Below are 18,173 nucleotides of genomic sequence, written 5' to 3'. Positions count from 1 at the left end.
ATTTCTTATTTCAATTGTTCAACTGTACTTCCACATGTCAGCATTATATTTCCGTAAAATGGATTTTTAATCGTCTCTTCTTTACTCAACCAGTTTGAACCTCCATTAAACATCGGACAATTTTGATAATAAACGGGATATCCCAAAGCTGATTTTTTCGCTAATTTGTATATGGGTTCAGTTAATTTTGCAAATATTCCGCGCTGCTTGTCGATATTTTTTTCTTGTATCAATTGGTTCGAAGTTGTTTCTAAATCCTTCAGGACTTCCATCCAAACAAGATGAGATTCTTGCGATAATTTTCCCATTTCCACAGCAGAAACAGTTCTCGAGAATGTTGCAATTTGTTTTGAAATTTCACTTTCATTCGCTTTTACAAATGCGTCTTTCAACAAGAAATAAGTATCGAAAACTTGAGACAATTGATTCTTATTTTGAGCAGATTCTACTTGATGATTATGATTCGAATGATCCATTTCTTGATGATTCATTGTCATTTTTTTATCACGTTTATATTGACAGTCCTTTGTTAATTTAGCATAAGCCTCATCAGGTGCCATATATTCTGAATTATCAAATCCTGCTAAAGCGATTTTTTTTAAAATTTCACTCGAGTTAGTTTTTGTTTTATTGTACGAAATTGACGCTGTTTGTGTCGCAGCATTATAATCAACTTTGGATATTTTAGATTGATTCCCTGCTTTTTCAATCAATTCTTTGGCATTACTGCAATTTCCTTTGATCAGAAATTGTTGTGTTTCCTGGTTCTTAAACTGTGCATTTACCGAAAATGCAAGAAAACTTCCGATAAATAAAAGACTGTATTTTTTCATGACTTAAAATTTAAATTTTATCAATAGCCCTACGCGTATGTTTGCTCAATTGTTTGAAAACAGAAGGCGTCAAACCTGTTACTTTTTTGAATTGTGCACTAAGATGTGCCACACTCGAATAATTCAATTGAAAAGCAATTTCACTCAATGATAACTCATCATAAATCATCAACTCTTTTACCTTTTCTATTTTTTGCTGGATAAAATATTTTTCAATTGTTTGTGCTTCCATTTCCGAAAAAAGATTCGAAATGTATTTATAATCCAATTTCGTTTGCTCACTTAAATAATCGGATAAATTCACCTTCAGTTCATTATTTTCCTGGTGAACCAATTGGATAATTAATGTCTTTATTTGTTCAATTAACTTACTACGCTTATCATCAATCAGCTCGAAACCAACCTCTTCCAATTCATTTCTAACCATTTCTAACTGCTTCGAATCGATTGGATTTTTCAACTCAACTTCTCCTAATTCGATATGATTTGCTTCGATGTTATTCATCTTCAAAATTCGACCTACAACCACTTTACAGCGATGACAAACCATATTTTTAATAAATAATTTTGAAATATTTTCCATTTTATTTTTGAGATTAAGTCATTTAATATCTTTTCCTACAGAAATTAATTTTATACAAATTTCGTGTATAATTGGTATAAAAGTTTATATAATTTACGTGATAATATATATAATTTACCAAAAAATGAATTGATTTCTTTTTATTCTGTTAAATAAAACTTACTCCATAAAAAAAACTTACTTCTCGTTAAGAAGTAAGTTTACAATTATTGATTCTTTTTCCAATCTTGATAACGCAATCTTGTTATCACTTCAATTCTTTCATCTTTAAAATACCTGTCAAATTTATTCTCTGTTTTATGAGAAAAAGTAAACCCGCATTTTGATTGTGCCCGTAACGATTTGATATTCTCTTCATAAAAACCGCACCATAAATCTGTTAATTCGAGATTTACAAACGCATGTTTTATCAATTCATTTAACGCTTCCGGTATATATCCTTTTCCCCAATGCGGGACACCGACCCAATAGGCAACTTCGCCTTCATTTTCCGGCAGATCAAAATTGCTGTTTTCTCCTATTAGCAAACCTATACACCCTATTGCTTCACCTGTCTCCTTTAACGTAACAGCATAAATCTCCGGATAGGAAAATACAGTTTCTATAATTTCTTTACTTTCTTCAATACTTTTATGAGGCGGCCAACCTGCTACAGGTCCTACTCTTTCGTCTTTTGCATATTGAAATAAATTTTCTGCATCTGATACGTTCCATGAACGTAAGATTAATCGTTCTGTTTCTAATTTCATTTTATCCATTTTTCTTGTCTATAAGTTATAACAAGACAAAATTAGAATCGAATCGTATAAAAGATTGTATGATTATTTTAGAAGAATATGTCATTTTAGAAACTAAATCATCATTTATCCAACCAAAAAAAGTAATTTTATGTATTTATTAAAATTATTAGTTGAAATTAGAACGCTACATCTCTTTTGATTTTGGGTATGTTTATGAACAAAATAGTCGTCACCTATTACAAAACTATCCTATAAAATTAGCTTACCTTTCTATATTTTATATAGAAAAAGGTTCTGCTAAAATTCAGTTAGATTTTAAAGAAGAGCATTTGAAAAAAAATGATTTTGTCGTTTTAAGTGAGGACAATATTTTACTATTTAAAAATTTTAGTGAGGACATACAAATACATTGTTTTTTTATAGAAAAACATCTTGCGAGTAGTATTGCGTATGTTTTATCCAACGACCTTTTTACTCATCTGCATTATTCTCCAATAGTACGTTTAAACTTCGGGAACTCTTCTTTTTTCAACCATTGGTTGGATTCTGTCATATCCATCATGAAAGAATCTTCTATCTATACAGAACGGATACTTTGCAACCATTTTCAAAATATTTTTTTATTGTTATCCGAAAAAATAAATCTTAATACACTAGCCGGAAATAAATTATACAGCCGACAAGAACAACTGTGCTGGGATTTTTGGGATTTAATTGGTAAAAATGCTAAAAGCAGAAGAGATGTTTCTTTTTATGCAGACACATTGCATATCACACCTTATTATTTAGCTCAGATTTGTCATAAATTTTTGAACTACAGCCCAAAAGAATTAATTAACAGACAAGTCATTTTAGAAATTAAAAACCTCTTGATTTATACTGATACTACTATAAATGAAATTGCAATAAAACTTCATTTTTCAGATCCATCGTATATGGGACGATTTTTTAAAAGAGAAACCAAAATGAATCCTTTAGAATTTAGAAAAAATGAGAAACGTTAATCCAACATTGAATCTATTCCACTATTTGTAATATAATTACTGTCAGAATCCTATTACATCGGTTACTCTTTCTTAAATATAAAACTCCATATTGTCACCAGTTTCTATCATTTTTATTATTCCAATTATAATGAGAGATATTTATTTTCTAAAAATTTAATTAAATTAGAGATAACAATTTTCATCAAATAGTATAAAAACTCATGCAAAAAAATAAATTATCTTCCACTGAACAACAAAACTGTTTAGCCATTTTAAAACAGCGTTTTGAGAAAAATATGCACCGGCATCCGGGACTTGATTGGCAAAAAATAGAAGAAAGGTTAATTCATCAGCCTGAAAAAATATGGTCGTTGAATGAAATGGAACTCTCAGAAGGTGAACCTGATGTAATTTTTTATGAATCAAAATCAGATGGTTACTATTTTGTAGATTGCGCTGCCGAAAGTCCGAAAGGTCGTAGAAGTTTGGCTTATGATTACGATGGGCAAACTTCACGTAAGGAACATCAACCTAAAGACAATACTGTTGATGTAGCTAAAAGTATGAAAATTGAATTGTTAAATGAAGAAGAATATCGCTTGTTACAAAGTATAGAAATTGTGGATCAAAAAACATCAAGTTGGTTAAAAACTTCTGAAAGTATCCGACAATTAGGCGGAGCCATTTTTGGCGATTATCGCTATGGAACAGTTTTTATTTACCACAACGGTGCACAATCATACTATGCTTCACGAGGTTTTAGAGGAATTTTGAAAGTTTAATTGTATGAAAATATACAATTGTTATTTTTACCATTGAATCAATCATTTTTCATATTGTTTAAATTTCTTAAAACTGTCAAAAAATGATTTTCTGAATGCGTAATTTTAAATGTACTTCCAATACATTTCGTAATTTTGCCAACAAATAAGAACACAAAAAATGCAAGGACCAATTGGTGTTTTTGACTCTGGTTATGGAGGGTTAACCGTTTTCAAAGAAATTCAGAAGCAACTTCCGAAATACGATTATATTTATTTAGGTGACAATGCACGTGTTCCGTACGGCATTCGTTCGTTCGAAACGGTATATGAATACACAAAAGAATGTGTTTTCAAATTATTCGACTTAGGATGCAATTTGGTCATTCTTGCTTGTAATACAGCTTCTGCAAAAGCCTTGAGAAGCATACAGCAACATGATTTACCTGAAGGTAAAAAAGTTTTAGGAGTCATTCGTCCTACCACAGAATCAATCAACGAATACACTGTCAATGGTAAAGTAGGAATCTTAGCCACACAGGGAACTGTTTTGTCTGAATCATATAAAATTGAAATCAATAAATTTCATCCTGCTATAGAGGTTTTTCAACATCCTTGTCCGCTTTGGGTTCCTTTGGTCGAAAATAACGAGATTGACAGCAAAGCAGCACACGATATTATTGAGAAAGATATTCAACGGTTATTTTCTCAATCTTCTGAAATTGATACAATTGTATTAGCTTGTACACATTATCCGTTATTATTACCTGTGATAAAAGAATATGTTCCGGATTATGTAACCATCCTTTCTCAAGGTGAATTAGTCGCAAATAAATTAATTCATTATTTAGAACGTCATCCCGAAGTGGAAACACAATGTTCGAAAAACGGTACCTTAATATTTTACACAACAGATGATGCCAAGAATTTCGAAGCCAACACAACTATATTTTATGGAAAACAGATTACAGCTTCACATATAAGTTTGTAATATAAAAACAGATAAAAACCGGGGAAATTCCCCGGTTTTTATCTGTTTTCAGAAGCTAAGCGACAGTTTCTACCTTCAAAATTTCATATTTTTTTGCACCTTCTTTCGTCGGCCATTCTATAACATCACCTTTTTTATAGCCAATTGTCGCTAAACCTTCGTCCATTAAAATAGAATGGCGGTTCTTTTTAGGTTTAGCTTTTTCCGGACTTACAAAATTCAATTGATATTCCTGGTTCGAATTCAATTCTTTAATCGTTACCTTTTTACCAACTGTCACAATATCATCTGCTAAATCACGGCGAAGAATTTGTTCGGCATGCCTCAATTCTTTTGTTAAAATTTCTTCTTGTTCTATCGTTACTTTTTTTCTTCTTAAATGATCTTTAATTAAATCGTATAAACCGGTTGTTAAAATTATAGTTGTTGTCATTCTGATAAACTCTTCGTTTGTTGTATACTATTTTCTGGAATAGATTTTTAAAGACCCAAATATCAAATGATAGCGAAGTTTAAAACGCTACAATTTGATACAAATCTCCTTCCAGAAAGTTGAAAATAATTGATAATTGAAATAAAACGGAGGTTCCCTGTCTTGGATCGTAACAGGGACTACTTGATAAACTCTTTCGAGCTTCTTAAGAAAGTATCATCATGTAAATAGGCTAACGACAAAAGCAACCACGATTGGTTGTTTCTTCTGTATATGTCGATATAATTTGCCATAATTCATGTTAAAAATGATGAATCAAAGCTACAACATCTTTCTGTTTATAAAAAATATATCCCTTGAAGATTTTTACTCAAAACGTTTCATATAGAAATTAAACAACGAATTGAAATATTTCGTTCTCTTTTTTCAATATAAATAATTCACAAAACTGACAATCTTCATTTTCAAATTGACTGAAACGTTTTAATTTTATAAAAAATTTTCAAGACTTGAAATCTTTCCTATTCATATTAACCGTCGTACTAATTACATGTAGACCTTTGCTACCGGTAGTCGACTATTTGGTAAATTATGATCGGATTTCAAATGAATATTGTATCAATCTAGAGCGTCCTGAATTGATGTGTAATGGTTTCTGCTATTTAACAGAACAAGTTTCAAAAACGGTGGACGACAATCGAAACGATCAAATTCCTATTACACTGCGTTCAATTGATTACTTCATTTATCAATCTTCTCTTGAAATTAATGAACCTGTATTTTTATCATTTATTAAAAAGGTTTCTACATTCCAGTTAAACCTCAATCCTCAATATCAGTTGAAACAACAACTACAACCTCCAATCGGATAAACAATTCTTTTTTATCAAACTATCATGTATCACTAACATATAATCGATTTGACATTCTATATACGAATGCTCAAAAGTATCAATTGTTTGTTGATTGCATTGTTCGTGCTTTTAATTGGTTTTCGCTCATTGATTCCTTTTACTGTGTTTATCAGTACACAAGAGAGAATCGTTGATGAATACTGTATCAATAAAGAACGTCCTGAAATGCAATGTAATGGAAAATGTTATTTATCTAAACAATTAAAAGAAACTGAACAACAATCTCATCAGCTTTTAATAAAAAATATCCGGTTTGCAGAAAATTGTCTGTATTTCGAATGTTTTAGCATACCATTTATCCTGGATTTTACTGTACAAATCAAACATAGATTCTTTTGGCATTCGACCTATTCCATCAATTGGGTCTTCAAACAATTGAAACCTCCAATTGTTTAATCTTAACGACAGTACTTGTATTGAAAAACAATGAATGTTTTTCAACAGCATTTTTATTCAAAAAAATTAAACAATTTATCACAATGAAAACAATTAAATATTTTATCAATTTCTCATTTATTGCACTGTTCACTTTACTTACTTCATGTAACAATGATGACGACTTTTCAGAAATCAATACTTCTGAACCAGGAAAAATTCAGTTAAAATTTGAGAATGGATTCGATAATTTGGGAGGTATTGTATTAGACCAAACCACTCAGACCTCATCAAACGGACAAAAGCATAAATTCACAACGTTAAAATATATTATTTCTAACATTACACTAATAGACGAAAAAGGAAATGAATTTGATTATCACAAAAACGATCCTGATAAAGGAGCTTTTGTTGTTGATCAGGATTCTGCAGTAGCCAATGTTGTCTACTTAGATTTGGAAAATATTCCTCAAAATAAATATACCAAAGTGAGGTTTGGGATTGGTGTATCGCAAAAAGCCTATTTATTAGGCCATACCGGACAAGCTACATTTTGGGAAAAGGCGAAAAGAAGTGGATTAACCTGGTCATGGGCTGCCGGTTATGTTTTTATAAAACTTGAAGGTTTCTATGTAACAAATACAACCGATAATTTTTTCTTGACTCATACAGGTAATATGGGAGATATCAGTAAAAACGAAGTACCGGATCTTTACAGAGAAGTTACCCTTGATTTACCAACATCTGCACGAGTTACTTCTAAAATCAAACCTTCAATTCATATCATGGCAAACTTGAACACTTATTTAAGCGGAGTCAATAAATTAACACTGGATAAGTCGACCAACAATGTAATGGGATCTTCAGGTTTTGCTCAATTGGTAACAGACAATATGCAAAAAATGTTTCGTGTCGATCATGTACATAATAATGAAACCATAAACTAATCTTAGCGGTGTTTATCCAAACACCGCTTAATTCCATGCAAAATGAACAAAATCATACTCATTCTATTCAGTTTATTCATCTTGTCAAGTTGCAATGATGATGAGATTGATTATGGAAAAATCATTGATGAACCTTATCAATTAGACATACCCTCTTACTTTCCGAAAATGACATTTGATACCGAAAAATATCCGCTTACAAAAAATGGAGTAGAGCTAGGTAGAAAACTGTTTTACGAAGGCCGATTGTCCCGTAACAATACCATTTCGTGTGCGTTTTGTCACATTCAGGAAAATGCTTTTACGCATCATGGCCATACTGTGAGTCATGGAATTGAGGACAGAATAGGAATTCGAAATGCACCTCCGATTCAAAATCTGGCTTTCTTAAATCGATATATGTGGGATGGCGTGATACACGATTTAGCTCAACAGCCTATTTCGCCTATTACAGCAGAAGAGGAAATGGACACCACCTTTCCTGAAATCATCAAAAAACTTTCAGGCGATTCTAATTATCGAAAAATGTTTAAAAATGCATTCGGTGACGAATCGATTAATGCCAATCGGATCCTCAGTGCATTGGGACAATTTATGGCTTCTGTCGTTTCAAAAGATGCCAAGTACGATCAATATGTTCGAAAAGAAGCTGATTTGACTACACTTGAAAAAACAGGAATGCAACTTTTCCAGCAAAAATGTTCTAGCTGTCATCAGGGAGCACTTTTTACTGACGAATCTTTTCGAAATACCGGAATGTATTACGACAAGCAATACAAAGATGGTGGGCTATATCGTGTGACCCTGGATTCAGCTGATTTCATGAAATTTCGGGTTCCTAGTTTACGAAATATTGAGATGACTAAACCTTATATGCATGATGGACGCTTCTACAGTTTAGAAGCTGTCTTGAATTTTTATTCGGACAATGTACAAAATGATAAACGACTGGATCCTCTCTTGAAACAAAATGGACAAAGAGGAATTCCTATGACCGATCAAGAAAAAAAGGCCATTATAGCTTTTCTGAAAACACTGACCGATTATACATTTATTCATAACCCTGCTTATGCAGAGTTTTAAATCTATTCTAATGAAATTATATCAAACATTATTTTTAGTCCTATTTTTTAGTCCCATTCTACTTTTGGCACATACTGATCACGATTCTATTAGCTCTCCTTATTTTCAGGAAGTAGAATTAGACTGCGATGCTTGTGGCTGTTCAGCTACATCTGCTTCTAATGGAATTGAAAATCTTTTAAACTCGAACTTTATTGGTGTTCGCTATCTGCATCAATATTATAAAGCAAAAGAAGATGCTTTTTCCAATAAAAGAACACAAAAGCAGCAATTCAATACAATTCAATTGTGGGCAAGAATCCCTGTACATAACAGAATAGACGTCAATGCCAGCATTCCGTATCATTTCCATCAAAAAGATGGCAAAAACTCAACTTCTATTTCGGGAATTGGAGATTTAAATGTAATGGGTGTTGTCAAGCTTGTCAAACCTACTCAAGATACAAATAAATTTAAACATGGATTAAGCGCGGCAGTTGGTTTAAAAATTCCTATCGCTAAATTTGATCAAACAAATGCTGAAACCACCAATCCAAGTTTTCAGCTAGGAACAGGAAGCTGGGACACACAATTTGCTCTAAATTATCAATTGGCTTATAAAAATACGGCCTTACAAGTGGTCACAGACTATAATCTGAAAGGAGAGAATAAAAAGAAATATAAGTTTGGGGATCAATGGAACCAATTGATTCAATTGCAGCAACTTTTTATAAACAATGAATTCAAATTGGTTGGAAAAGTTGGTTTTCAAAACGAACTTTACTTCGAAAATGAACAGTTTGGAGAAGCAATTCCAAAATCAAAAGGTGATGCCCAATTTGCTAAAATCGGATTGGAAGCCGCTGCCAAACGATTTAATTTTGGTGTAGAATATTTTCAACCTCTGCATTCGAATTTGAACTCCGGTGAAATTGAAGTGAAAAACCGAATTGGATTTTTCGTAAATTATAGCTTATTTTAAAACTAAAAAAATCAACAACAATGAAAAAAATAATCTCCTTAATCATGATAATCATTTCATTGACAACATTTGCTCAACAAAAATCAAAGGTAAAAGTCGTTAATGAAAAAGATCCTGTTTGTGGTATGAATACAGCTCAGTTTCTAAAAGACACTGCCGTTTACCAGAAGAAGATTTACGGTTTCTGTAGCAGTAACTGCAAAACAGAATTTAAAAAAAATCCGAAAAAGTATAGAACGAAAAAGTAATTTTTAAGAAGATTTTTCAAAACATATATGAACTAAAAAAGGAACCTCTTTAGGTTCCTTTTATCTTTTTGCAACAATTGTTAAGAATGAATCGTAATTTCATTTCGGTTCAGTTGAAGAAAACCTTCTTTTTCCAACGCTTTCAAAAGGCGAGAAATCACTACACGGGAAGTATTCAATTCATAAGCAATTTCCTGATGTGTTTTCATCACAACTTTTCCTTTATTGATACTCGCAACATCCAAAAGATACTTCTTCAGCCGTTCATTCATGTTATTAAAAGCTAAATTGTCTATAGCAACTAACATTTCATCCAAACGGTTGTGATAACTATCAAAAATAAACCGTCGCCAGGAAGCATATCTTGCTAACCATTCGTCCATTTTTACAACAGGAATCATCACCAATTCTCCGTCTGTTTCTGCAACGGCACGAATTTTACTTTGTTTATCTCCCAAACAGCACGACATCGTCATCGCACAGGTATCTCCTTTTTCAAGAAAATATAACAACAATTCACCTTCATCAAAATCTTCGCGCATAATTTTAATTGCACCACTCAAAAGAATTGGCATTCCTTTGATGAATTGATTCAAATCAATCATCACATCATTTGCTTTAAATTCAATCAAAGAACCTAACTCATCAATTTCATTTAATAATTCTTCTTCAAATTGATCCGGATAAGTTGCTTTTATTTTCTCTTTTATCATGATTAATATGGGATTTTATTTCTAATTTTTTCGTATATAAAGGTACCGATTAATCGTCCTAAAATTGCAATTAGTGCAGGAAAAATAATACTCTTTATAAAACAAATAACGAACCTAGATATGCTCCTACCAATATCTACTTAAACCCAGAAGTATTCCTCTAATTAAATTTTGTTTTGGGTTGAATCACAATTTTCTGATCATCACTATCTTTTATTTATTACTTGTATTCTAAACAAACCAATCGCAAAAGCCTATAAATCCGTACATGTTGAACAATAGAAATTAACCATTTAAAAAATTTCTATTTGTAAATAGTTTTTTCTGCACTTTCAAACTCCATTAAATACTATTTTGAAAGGGTGACCTCCTTAATTACCGGAATTTGATGGTCTGATAAAAATAACAAATTCCATCTCTGGGATTTTAAAATCAACAAAAGCATACCTATTGCGATTATATAGCCTCTAATATAACAAGATCAAGGCTCTAAAATAAATTTGATTATTTTTTCTTTTTTACAAAGTTGATAAAATTAATACACGCTGAACGTTACAATTGTTACACAACGGTTATTTTTGAGTTGGAAAAAAGTAAAGATTTTTATCATAAAGGATATACAATCCGTCATCAAAATTCATGAATTGCAATGGAGTTTCATCGCGTTCATCATTTTTGAATTTATAATTTCTCTTATTGAAACTCGTTGTATAATACTTTATAAAAACCGGACAATAGCCAAAGCTGCCAACAAAATGATTCCCGGAAGAACACCACTTATTATCAACTACAGCCTTATCATATGGTGTAAAATTATTGTTTTCATAAGACGCATAATTCCCATATATATTTTCTGAAGTTTGCTTTATCCACTCAAAATTATTTGGATTAAAATAGATTGAGTCTCTAAACATGTTTCGTTCTATGTAAAATTTATTTGACAAACTATCTTTTACCAAAAAATACCATTGCATCCGATCTCCCTTCATAAGATCTGCATTTGTATGACTCACAATCGTATCCGTATAGTAAATGGTTTTTATTTTTTTGGCAATAGAATCATTAAACAAGGAGTCATTTTCTCTACTTTTTATAATCGAAAAGTTGTTTTGATTTTTCAAATTATTTAAATCCATAGAAATAACTTTTTCATTCGCGAGCCCAATTAATTTATTGTCTATAATATCAGTGGCTAAAAATGGTGTAGAATAGTCTAATCTCATTATTTCTTCACCATTTTTAAGAATTGACAACTTATATCTTTCATTCGCAATTTGATAATTAATAAAATTATAATCTCCTATTTGATAAAACATTTCCAACTTGTCTGAATTTAAGTTTAGGATTTTTTGTTTTTCAAAAACCTGATCAAATGATTTTATTTCGGGGTATTTATCACCTTCAATTTTTTCTTTTGGTGTATAACAACTTGCTAGCATCAAAAAAAATAGAATTAAATAATACATTTTTAGATTGGTCAGTCCTCTAAGCATTTTTATATAGGTTTTCAGCAATTTAAAACAAAATTCTCTCTCAAAACAAACACATTTTTAGTTAATTTTGATTCTGAATGAAAAAAAACAATAAACGAAAAGTTTTTAAACGCATGCTTTACTTCCTTTTAAGTCTGATTGTTATTATTGGAATAATAACTTTTGCTGTTCTACAAATGAATACTTTCGGTGCAGAGCCTACCGGAGAACGGTTGGAACGAATGAAACAATCGAAACATTACAAAAATGGACAATTTCATAATATACATCACACTCCAGCTTTGGCAGAAGGTTATGATATGAAAAAAGAAATGTTGTCATTTTTATTTGGTAAAAAAGACCCGAAACTAAATCCGAAAGATTCTATTCCACATATTCAAACTGATATCAAATCAATAGAGAAATCTGACAATGTTTTTATTTGGTTGGGACATTCCTCTTATTATATCCAGATTGATGGAGTTAATTTCTTAATTGATCCGGTATTCAGCCAACATGGCTCGCCTCTTCCTATTTTCAATAAAGCTTTTAAAGGAGCTAACACCTATCATTCTAAAGATTTTCCAAAAATTGATTATTTGATTATTTCACATGATCATTATGATCACTTGGATTATGAAACGGTAAAAACATTACATCCAAAAGTGGATAAAGTTATTTTGCCATTGGGGGTTGGTGCTCATTTTGAAAAATGGGGATATACACCGAAACAAATTATTGAGGAAGAATGGAATACAAGTGTAGAATTAAAGAATAATTTAAAAATTACTTTTACTCCGGCTCGTCATTTCTCCGGTAGAAAGTTCAAACGAAACACTACACTTTGGACGTCTTATGTTTTAGAAACATCTAAACAAAAAATATTTTTAGGTGGTGATAGTGGTTACGATACACATTTCAAAGAAATCGGAGCGCAATATGGTCCCTTTGATTATGCAATTCTTGAAAATGGTCAATACAACGATGCTTGGAAATATATCCATGCATTACCAACAGATCTACCTGCAATTATCAGGGATCTGAAAGCGAAACATATAATTCCAGTCCATGCTGCTAAATTTGCTTTAGCAAAGCATGCCTGGGATGAACCTTTGGAAAAAATTATAGAGAATGGTAAACGGAATCATTTCAATATTTTAACACCAATGATTGGAGAACCTGTTAATTTGAATGATTCGGTGTTCAACTTCAAAGAATGGTGGAAAGATTAAAAGGCTTATTCTTGAATAATATTCAAAATACACTCTATATTTTTTAATAATATTCTAAAATAATGATTTATAATAAGTTTGTTTTGAATTTTCTTCAGAATACCATTTGTATTCCGTATTTTTGCCAACTGAAATTTAACTTTAAACAAAAAATTAAAAGAAAATGGAACTAAATAGAGAACGTCTATTGGAACTGGTGCAAAAATATGGTGCACCTTTATATGTCTATGATGCGAATAAAATAAAATCGCAATATGAAAAGATGACAACTGCATTTTCTACAGTCAAACGTTTAAAGTTAAATTATGCATGCAAGGCAAATACGAATCTTAACATATTAAAGTATTTCAAGTCACTTGGTTCAGGATTGGATACTGTTTCTATTCAAGAGGTAGAATTAGGATTAATGGCTGGTTTCAAACCAAAAGAAATTATTTATACACCAAATGGAGTTTCGTACGCAGAAATAAAAAGAGCAATAGAATTGGGTGTTCGTATTAACATTGATAATCTTTCTGTTTTAGAGACATTTGGGCAAGATTTTCCTAAATATCCGGTTTGTGTTCGCATCAACCCACATATAATGGCTGGTGGAAATGCAAATATTTCGGTAGGACATATTGATTCTAAATTTGGAATTTCTATTCATCAATTGCCCCATATCAAACGTGTTGTTAAAAATACAGGATTGCACTTGGATGGTGTTCATATGCATACAGGTTCTGATATTTTGGATATTGACGTTTTCTTACAAGGAGCTGAAATTTTATTCGAGGTTGCGGCAGAATTTAAAAATTTATCTTACATCGATTTTGGATCAGGGTTCAAAGTTCCATATTATCCAGGTGCAGATGAAACAGATATCGACTATTTAGGAGAACGTTTATCTGAGCGCTTCAACGAATTTGAAAAGGCTTATGGAAAACCTTTAACCTTAATGTTTGAACCCGGAAAATATATGGTTTCTGAAGCCGGAATGTTCTTAGCTTCTGTAAACGTCGTAAAACAAACAACGTCTACCGTATTTGCCGGAATTGATACAGGTTTCAATCATTTAATTCGCCCAATGTTTTATAGCGCTCATCATGAAATTGAAAATATTTCGAATCCGGAAGGACGTAGCCGTTACTACACAGTTGTTGGATACATTTGTGAGACAGACACATTTGGTTCGAATCGTAAAATAAATGAAATCAGCGAAGGTGATGTTTTATGTTTTCACAATGCCGGTGCCTATTGTTTTTCTATGGCTTCTAATTACAACTCTCGTTTCAGACCTGCAGAAGTTTTGTTAATAGACGACAAAGACTATTTGATCCGCCGTCGTGAAACCATTCAAGATTTAATTGCCACAACAGAAGATATCAAGTTCTAAGCTCAGAATTTTTTATATAGTATTTTATAGGTAGTAAAAAGCTCAGTCTTTAAGATTGAGCTTTTCTTTATTATAGCCTTATCGGTTTACTTAAAAATAATTCATGAATGACACTTTGTACGAAATTTTGTCCATTCGATTTTAACGGGTCATATTCGTACGGAATACGTTCTTCTTGTTTATTCAAAGATGGAATCTCTGCCTGAGCCGTATAATTCGTCAAATCAACTTTCATTAGCTCGTTATTTTTTGCTAACGATAAATCTTGTTTATACTTAAAATCAAAATAACCAGATTGTTGATTAAAATTCATCATCAACTTATTCTTTAACTCATCATTTTGAACTTCAACTTGAGCAAGAAGAAAAGTAGAACACAAAAACAATAAAATTATTTTCATAACATTTTACATATTACTTAATATTTTTTTTGAAAAATCACTAAGCGCTTCAACTGTTCCCTGAAAATCAGTTATTAAAAAATATATAATTTTAACACAAGGTATAAATAATTCTAAACAAATTGCTCCAATGGGAATTAATAAATAAATCCAAATTTTGTGTTTAAATATAGGTTGATATTTCGCTTTTAGAATATTCAATGCAGGTAAAAATCTATTTCTATGATGATACAATATCAATAAACATAAAAATATATAAAAAAGTAATCTGTATCTAAATGCAAGTTTTAAAGTCTCTGGCATTATCGTCTCATCAATGATTATGATATTACTAATAATAACTAGAAAAAATAATGCTCCAATAATAACTGTACGATTAAACAATAATAAGAAAGAACATAGGATTTGTGCCCCCCCTATAAAAAACTTGAAAGGCTGATGATCAAATAAATACCAATCAATCTTAAATAAAGACAAGTCTTTTATTGGAGTATTTAATTCGTCAGAATTCAATCCAAATTGTCCGCCATTCAATTTTCCCCAACCATAGCTTAGAAATGTAATACATGAAAGGAATCTTGCAGAGATTACAATAAAATCGAATAATTTAGAATTAAAAAACTTATTCATTTAGTTAATAAAATTCTAATATAATAAATAAGTTGATTTAAAATGATTTAAGTCTCGGTTTTATTTAACTAATACTTCTATTTTTGTTCAAATTTTTTGTGAAAATGGAGGAAAATAAAGATAAACGAAGTCGCACACAAAAGTTAATAGATGATGCTTTCTTTTTATTTCTGATGATTCTTGGTGCTTTCTGTCTATTAATTATTCTCTTAGTGGTATAATTATGAAACTATTTGACACTTATTTTTGTTTTTACCTGCTGAGTTGGCTTTTCATCAAACTTACTCGAATTTATTCCATCGAAATTGACTATCTAAATCATTACTTAACAGATATTTTTGCTGTTCCTGCCATGACTCACTTTGGGAGCTTTCTCATTTCAAAAGTAAAATACAACAATCAATTATACATTTATCCAACAACATATTTAGTCATCACGGCATTCGTTTTAAGTGTTTTGTTAGAATTTATTATGCCAAAATTTTCGTCAAAATACACTGCCGATATTGTTGATGTTGGCTGCTATTTTATTGGAATCCTTTTTTATTTAAAAGTACATAAACCTTATTTGATTAAGCAATACGTTGCCTCCAAACTTACTCACCCTTAAAGATTTTCATTCTTCCTACCATAAAAACCATAATCAATCCAAAACAAGCGAATAACGCATAAGAATATCTCAAGTCAAATACTTCCGCAATGTACCCAATCAAAGGAGGGCCCATTAAAAATCCTAAAAACGAAATACTCGAAACCATAGCTAAAGCAACCCCCGGATTTACATTTTTATTTTTTCCTGCAACGCTATAAACCATCGGAACATTACATGCTACACCTAAACCCACCATCATAAAAGCAAGTGTACACACAATAAATTGAGGTAAAAACACAGAAAGCATGAGACCAGAAAACATAAATATCCCACTCATTTGCATGATTCGTTGTTTTCCAAATTTACTGATAAAATAATCGCCTACAAATCGTCCTGTGGCCATCATAATCATAAAAGAAGCATAGCCCACAACTACCAGATTCTGAGGTGCTTTTACAATATCCTGAAAATAAACTCCGCTCCAATCAAACATTGCTCCTTCTGTTGCCATACTCAAAAAACCTATAATTCCTAATTGAACTAAAACCGTATCCGGTTTCGAGAAAATAGATTTCTTTTCTTTTGTTAGAGCTGGTGAAGAATTTACCAAATAATTCTTATTGATTAACCAATTCAATACAATTAATCCATAAATAATTACAAAATGATACAATGTGTTCACTTGTAAATTCATCATCAATAAACCAATCAAAGCGCCTGTAAAACCTGCAATACTCCATGCTCCATGAAAAGATGACATAATTGATTTACCGTATATTTTTTCCACTTCAACCCCTTGCGTATTCACTGAAATATTACACATATTTCCGACCACCCCAAATAAGAACAATACAGCTCCCAATTGATAAAAGTTCTGAGCTAAACCAATACAACAAAGAATGAAAGGATAAATCAAAACAACAATCTTCAAAACATTTTTACTTCCAAATTTAGCAACCAGTTTTCCTGAAAGTGCCATTGTACATAACTGTCCTATTGGCATTAACAACAATAATGTTCCTAATTGTCCTTCTGAAATTCCTAAATCTGATTTAATAGTAGGTATCCTACTCGCCCAAGAAGAGAATGCTAAGCCCTGTGAAAAGAAGAATAACGAAACCGCTAAACGAATACGTTTTTTTTGAGATGATGATAGTTCTGTAGCTGTATGCATGGCTAAAATGTAATGATTGGCAAATTTAAGGCGCTAATCTCACATTATAAACTTAAATGCAAAATCGGATAGTCTTTTCCTTCACTGTCCTTTTCTGAACGAGAAATTATTTTAAAACCCTGGTTCAAATAAAAATCAACAGCTTGTTTATTTTGCTCATTCACATCCACAGATTTCACTTCTAACTTATCTATAGAAAAATTTAACAACGTTCTTCCTATTCCTTTTCTACGAAAATCATTATGAATAAATAGCATCTCCAGATTTTGTTCTGCTACCCCAACAAATCCAACTAATTTATCCTCGTTTTCAAATCCATATAATAATACGTGAGGGAAATAATTAGGTAAGTTTATTTTATAAAATTCAAAATCTTCTTTTGTTAAAAAATCATGTGTATTGAGTACTGCACTTTCCCAAATTTCTTTCAATTGCATGAAATCTTTCTCTTCTATCCTTCTAATCATCATTAAATATATATTACAACAAAGATAAAGCTACCTCATTTAAAAAAATAATAAAAAATACTATACTGATAATCATTTTGTTAAAAAATATTTTCAAAATAATTGTTTTCAGAGTTTGGAAAAATAAAAAAGCGTTCTATATTTGCACTCGCAATACCGCAATATACAGCGTTATTGGAGAGTTGGCAGAGTGGTCGAATGCGGCAGTCTTGAAAACTGTTGAGGGTCACACCTCCGGGGGTTCGAATCCCTCACTCTCCGCT

Annotated in this window: 22 protein-coding genes and 1 tRNA gene; 13 read left to right on the top strand and 10 right to left on the bottom strand. The window is 31.3% G+C overall.

Annotated features, from left to right (window positions below; genetic code table 11):
• Positions 1-5 precede the first annotated feature (5 nt).
• The 3 genes from H277_RS0115260 to H277_RS0115250 form a co-directional block, all read right to left on the bottom strand.
• Complete coding sequence (locus H277_RS0115260) at positions 6-833, bottom strand: DUF3347 domain-containing protein (protein WP_019976485.1); 828 nt, start codon at positions 831-833, stop codon at positions 6-8.
• Between the two features lie 10 nt (positions 834-843).
• Positions 844-1,416 carry a helix-turn-helix domain-containing protein gene (locus H277_RS0115255; protein ID WP_019976484.1) on the bottom strand — a complete coding sequence of 191 codons (573 nt, stop codon included), beginning with the start codon at positions 1,414-1,416 and terminating at the stop codon, positions 844-846.
• 206 nt (positions 1,417-1,622) lie between these two features.
• Positions 1,623-2,165, bottom strand: coding sequence for a GNAT family N-acetyltransferase (locus H277_RS0115250; protein WP_026357645.1), 543 nt, complete (start codon positions 2,163-2,165; stop codon positions 1,623-1,625).
• A 161-nt stretch (positions 2,166-2,326) separates the two neighbouring features.
• On the opposite strand from H277_RS0115250, the gene H277_RS0115245 reads away from it, so the two are divergent.
• The 3 genes from H277_RS0115245 (at position 2,327) to murI (ending at position 4,894) form a co-directional block, all read left to right on the top strand.
• Positions 2,327-3,160 carry an AraC family transcriptional regulator gene (locus H277_RS0115245; RefSeq protein WP_019976482.1) on the top strand — a complete coding sequence of 278 codons (834 nt, stop codon included), beginning with the start codon at positions 2,327-2,329 and terminating at the stop codon, positions 3,158-3,160.
• A gap of 203 nt (positions 3,161-3,363) precedes the next feature.
• On the top strand, positions 3,364-3,924 hold the full coding sequence (locus H277_RS0115240; RefSeq protein ID WP_019976481.1) for a DUF4256 domain-containing protein: 561 nt from the start codon (positions 3,364-3,366) through the stop codon (positions 3,922-3,924).
• 160 nt (positions 3,925-4,084) lie between these two features.
• Positions 4,085-4,894, top strand: coding sequence for a glutamate racemase (murI, locus tag H277_RS0115235; protein WP_019976480.1), 810 nt, complete (start codon positions 4,085-4,087; stop codon positions 4,892-4,894).
• A 55-nt stretch (positions 4,895-4,949) separates the two neighbouring features.
• Here murI and H277_RS0115230 read toward each other — a convergent pair whose 3' ends face one another.
• Positions 4,950-5,327 (bottom strand): GreA/GreB family elongation factor, encoded by a 378-nt coding sequence (locus H277_RS0115230; protein WP_019976479.1) that lies wholly within the window; start codon positions 5,325-5,327, stop codon positions 4,950-4,952.
• Between the two features lie 560 nt (positions 5,328-5,887).
• Here H277_RS0115230 and H277_RS19255 point away from each other — a divergent pair.
• The 6 genes from H277_RS19255 to H277_RS0115200 all read left to right on the top strand — a co-directional run bounded on the left by H277_RS19255 (position 5,888) and on the right by H277_RS0115200 (position 9,855).
• Positions 5,888-6,199: a hypothetical protein gene (locus H277_RS19255; protein ID WP_146810462.1), complete on the top strand. Its 312-nt coding sequence runs from the start codon at positions 5,888-5,890 to the stop codon at positions 6,197-6,199.
• A 66-nt stretch (positions 6,200-6,265) separates the two neighbouring features.
• On the top strand, positions 6,266-6,637 hold the full coding sequence (locus tag H277_RS19250; protein ID WP_019976477.1) for a hypothetical protein: 372 nt from the start codon (positions 6,266-6,268) through the stop codon (positions 6,635-6,637).
• A gap of 83 nt (positions 6,638-6,720) precedes the next feature.
• Entirely contained in the window at positions 6,721-7,563 is an 843-nt protein-coding gene (locus tag H277_RS0115215; protein ID WP_051094552.1) for an MbnP family protein, read from the top strand.
• Positions 7,564-7,605: 42 nt separating this feature from the next.
• Entirely contained in the window at positions 7,606-8,646 is a 1,041-nt protein-coding gene (locus H277_RS0115210; protein WP_033422750.1) for a cytochrome-c peroxidase, read from the top strand.
• Between the two features lie 10 nt (positions 8,647-8,656).
• Positions 8,657-9,607: a hypothetical protein gene (locus H277_RS0115205; protein ID WP_033422754.1), complete on the top strand. Its 951-nt coding sequence runs from the start codon at positions 8,657-8,659 to the stop codon at positions 9,605-9,607.
• Between the two features lie 20 nt (positions 9,608-9,627).
• A complete protein-coding gene (locus H277_RS0115200) occupies positions 9,628-9,855 on the top strand; it encodes a YHS domain-containing protein (protein ID WP_019976473.1) in 228 nt (75 codons plus the stop codon).
• Between the two features lie 80 nt (positions 9,856-9,935).
• On the opposite strand, the gene H277_RS0115195 is transcribed toward H277_RS0115200, so the two are convergent.
• Entirely contained in the window at positions 9,936-10,568 is a 633-nt protein-coding gene (locus H277_RS0115195; RefSeq protein ID WP_019976472.1) for a Crp/Fnr family transcriptional regulator, read from the bottom strand.
• 572 nt (positions 10,569-11,140) lie between these two features.
• Complete coding sequence (locus H277_RS0115190) at positions 11,141-12,061, bottom strand: hypothetical protein (RefSeq protein ID WP_019976471.1); 921 nt, start codon at positions 12,059-12,061, stop codon at positions 11,141-11,143.
• 77 nt (positions 12,062-12,138) lie between these two features.
• Between H277_RS0115190 and H277_RS0115185 the strand changes: the two genes are divergently transcribed.
• Both H277_RS0115185 and lysA read left to right on the top strand, forming a co-directional pair.
• The gene (locus H277_RS0115185; protein ID WP_019976470.1) at positions 12,139-13,272 is read left to right on the top strand and encodes an MBL fold metallo-hydrolase; all 1,134 of its coding nucleotides are present in this window, start codon (positions 12,139-12,141) and stop codon (positions 13,270-13,272) included.
• Positions 13,273-13,435: 163 nt separating this feature from the next.
• Positions 13,436-14,647, top strand: coding sequence for a diaminopimelate decarboxylase (gene lysA, locus H277_RS0115180; protein ID WP_019976469.1), 1,212 nt, complete (start codon positions 13,436-13,438; stop codon positions 14,645-14,647).
• A gap of 70 nt (positions 14,648-14,717) precedes the next feature.
• On the opposite strand, the gene H277_RS0115175 is transcribed toward lysA, so the two are convergent.
• Positions 14,718-15,047, bottom strand: a complete 330-nt coding sequence (locus H277_RS0115175; RefSeq protein WP_019976468.1) for a hypothetical protein — start codon at positions 15,045-15,047, stop codon at positions 14,718-14,720.
• Positions 15,048-15,053: 6 nt separating this feature from the next.
• Entirely contained in the window at positions 15,054-15,677 is a 624-nt protein-coding gene (locus H277_RS0115170; protein ID WP_019976467.1) for a DoxX family membrane protein, read from the bottom strand.
• A gap of 223 nt (positions 15,678-15,900) precedes the next feature.
• Between H277_RS0115170 and H277_RS0115160 the strand changes: the two genes are divergently transcribed.
• Positions 15,901-16,287 carry a hypothetical protein gene (locus H277_RS0115160; RefSeq protein ID WP_019976465.1) on the top strand — a complete coding sequence of 129 codons (387 nt, stop codon included), beginning with the start codon at positions 15,901-15,903 and terminating at the stop codon, positions 16,285-16,287.
• Here the strand turns inward: H277_RS0115160 and H277_RS0115155 are convergent.
• Positions 16,274-17,443 carry an MFS transporter gene (locus H277_RS0115155; protein ID WP_019976464.1) on the bottom strand — a complete coding sequence of 390 codons (1,170 nt, stop codon included), beginning with the start codon at positions 17,441-17,443 and terminating at the stop codon, positions 16,274-16,276. The genes H277_RS0115160 and H277_RS0115155 overlap by 14 nt on opposite strands.
• A gap of 44 nt (positions 17,444-17,487) precedes the next feature.
• Positions 17,488-17,910 (bottom strand): GNAT family N-acetyltransferase, encoded by a 423-nt coding sequence (locus H277_RS0115150; protein ID WP_026357640.1) that lies wholly within the window; start codon positions 17,908-17,910, stop codon positions 17,488-17,490.
• A gap of 176 nt (positions 17,911-18,086) precedes the next feature.
• Here H277_RS0115150 and H277_RS0115145 point away from each other — a divergent pair.
• Positions 18,087-18,171, top strand: a tRNA-Ser gene (locus tag H277_RS0115145).
• The last annotated feature ends 2 nt before the right edge of the window (positions 18,172-18,173 follow it).

Origin of the sequence: Empedobacter brevis NBRC 14943 = ATCC 43319 (assembly GCF_000382425.1) — a bacterium.
GTDB classification, from domain to species: domain Bacteria; phylum Bacteroidota; class Bacteroidia; order Flavobacteriales; family Weeksellaceae; genus Empedobacter; species Empedobacter brevis.
Note: the sequence above shows the minus strand (reverse complement) of the source record. Positions and strands in the feature narration are given on the sequence as shown.

What these genes read in the sequence shown, in the direction of transcription:
- H277_RS0115260 (WP_019976485.1), bottom strand. Translation starts at nt 833, where the DNA reads ATGAAAAAATACAGTCTTTTATTTATCGGAAGTTTTCTTGCATTTTCG.
- H277_RS0115255 (WP_019976484.1), bottom strand. Translation starts at nt 1,416, where the DNA reads ATGGAAAATATTTCAAAATTATTTATTAAAAATATGGTTTGTCATCGC.
- H277_RS0115250 (WP_026357645.1), bottom strand. Translation starts at nt 2,165, where the DNA reads ATGAAATTAGAAACAGAACGATTAATCTTACGTTCATGGAACGTATCA.
- H277_RS0115240 (WP_019976481.1), top strand. Translation starts at nt 3,364, where the DNA reads ATGCAAAAAAATAAATTATCTTCCACTGAACAACAAAACTGTTTAGCC.
- murI (WP_019976480.1), top strand. Translation starts at nt 4,085, where the DNA reads ATGCAAGGACCAATTGGTGTTTTTGACTCTGGTTATGGAGGGTTAACC.
- H277_RS0115230 (WP_019976479.1), bottom strand. Translation starts at nt 5,327, where the DNA reads ATGACAACAACTATAATTTTAACAACCGGTTTATACGATTTAATTAAA.
- H277_RS19250 (WP_019976477.1), top strand. Translation starts at nt 6,266, where the DNA reads ATGCTCAAAAGTATCAATTGTTTGTTGATTGCATTGTTCGTGCTTTTA.
- H277_RS0115215 (WP_051094552.1), top strand. Translation starts at nt 6,721, where the DNA reads ATGAAAACAATTAAATATTTTATCAATTTCTCATTTATTGCACTGTTC.
- H277_RS0115210 (WP_033422750.1), top strand. Translation starts at nt 7,606, where the DNA reads ATGAACAAAATCATACTCATTCTATTCAGTTTATTCATCTTGTCAAGT.
- H277_RS0115205 (WP_033422754.1), top strand. Translation starts at nt 8,657, where the DNA reads ATGAAATTATATCAAACATTATTTTTAGTCCTATTTTTTAGTCCCATT.
- H277_RS0115200 (WP_019976473.1), top strand. Translation starts at nt 9,628, where the DNA reads ATGAAAAAAATAATCTCCTTAATCATGATAATCATTTCATTGACAACA.
- H277_RS0115195 (WP_019976472.1), bottom strand. Translation starts at nt 10,568, where the DNA reads ATGATAAAAGAGAAAATAAAAGCAACTTATCCGGATCAATTTGAAGAA.
- H277_RS0115190 (WP_019976471.1), bottom strand. Translation starts at nt 12,061, where the DNA reads ATGCTTAGAGGACTGACCAATCTAAAAATGTATTATTTAATTCTATTT.
- H277_RS0115185 (WP_019976470.1), top strand. Translation starts at nt 12,139, where the DNA reads ATGAAAAAAAACAATAAACGAAAAGTTTTTAAACGCATGCTTTACTTC.
- lysA (WP_019976469.1), top strand. Translation starts at nt 13,436, where the DNA reads ATGGAACTAAATAGAGAACGTCTATTGGAACTGGTGCAAAAATATGGT.
- H277_RS0115175 (WP_019976468.1), bottom strand. Translation starts at nt 15,047, where the DNA reads ATGAAAATAATTTTATTGTTTTTGTGTTCTACTTTTCTTCTTGCTCAA.
- H277_RS0115170 (WP_019976467.1), bottom strand. Translation starts at nt 15,677, where the DNA reads ATGAATAAGTTTTTTAATTCTAAATTATTCGATTTTATTGTAATCTCT.
- H277_RS0115160 (WP_019976465.1), top strand. Translation starts at nt 15,901, where the DNA reads ATGAAACTATTTGACACTTATTTTTGTTTTTACCTGCTGAGTTGGCTT.
- H277_RS0115155 (WP_019976464.1), bottom strand. Translation starts at nt 17,443, where the DNA reads ATGCATACAGCTACAGAACTATCATCATCTCAAAAAAAACGTATTCGT.
- H277_RS0115150 (WP_026357640.1), bottom strand. Translation starts at nt 17,910, where the DNA reads ATGATTAGAAGGATAGAAGAGAAAGATTTCATGCAATTGAAAGAAATT.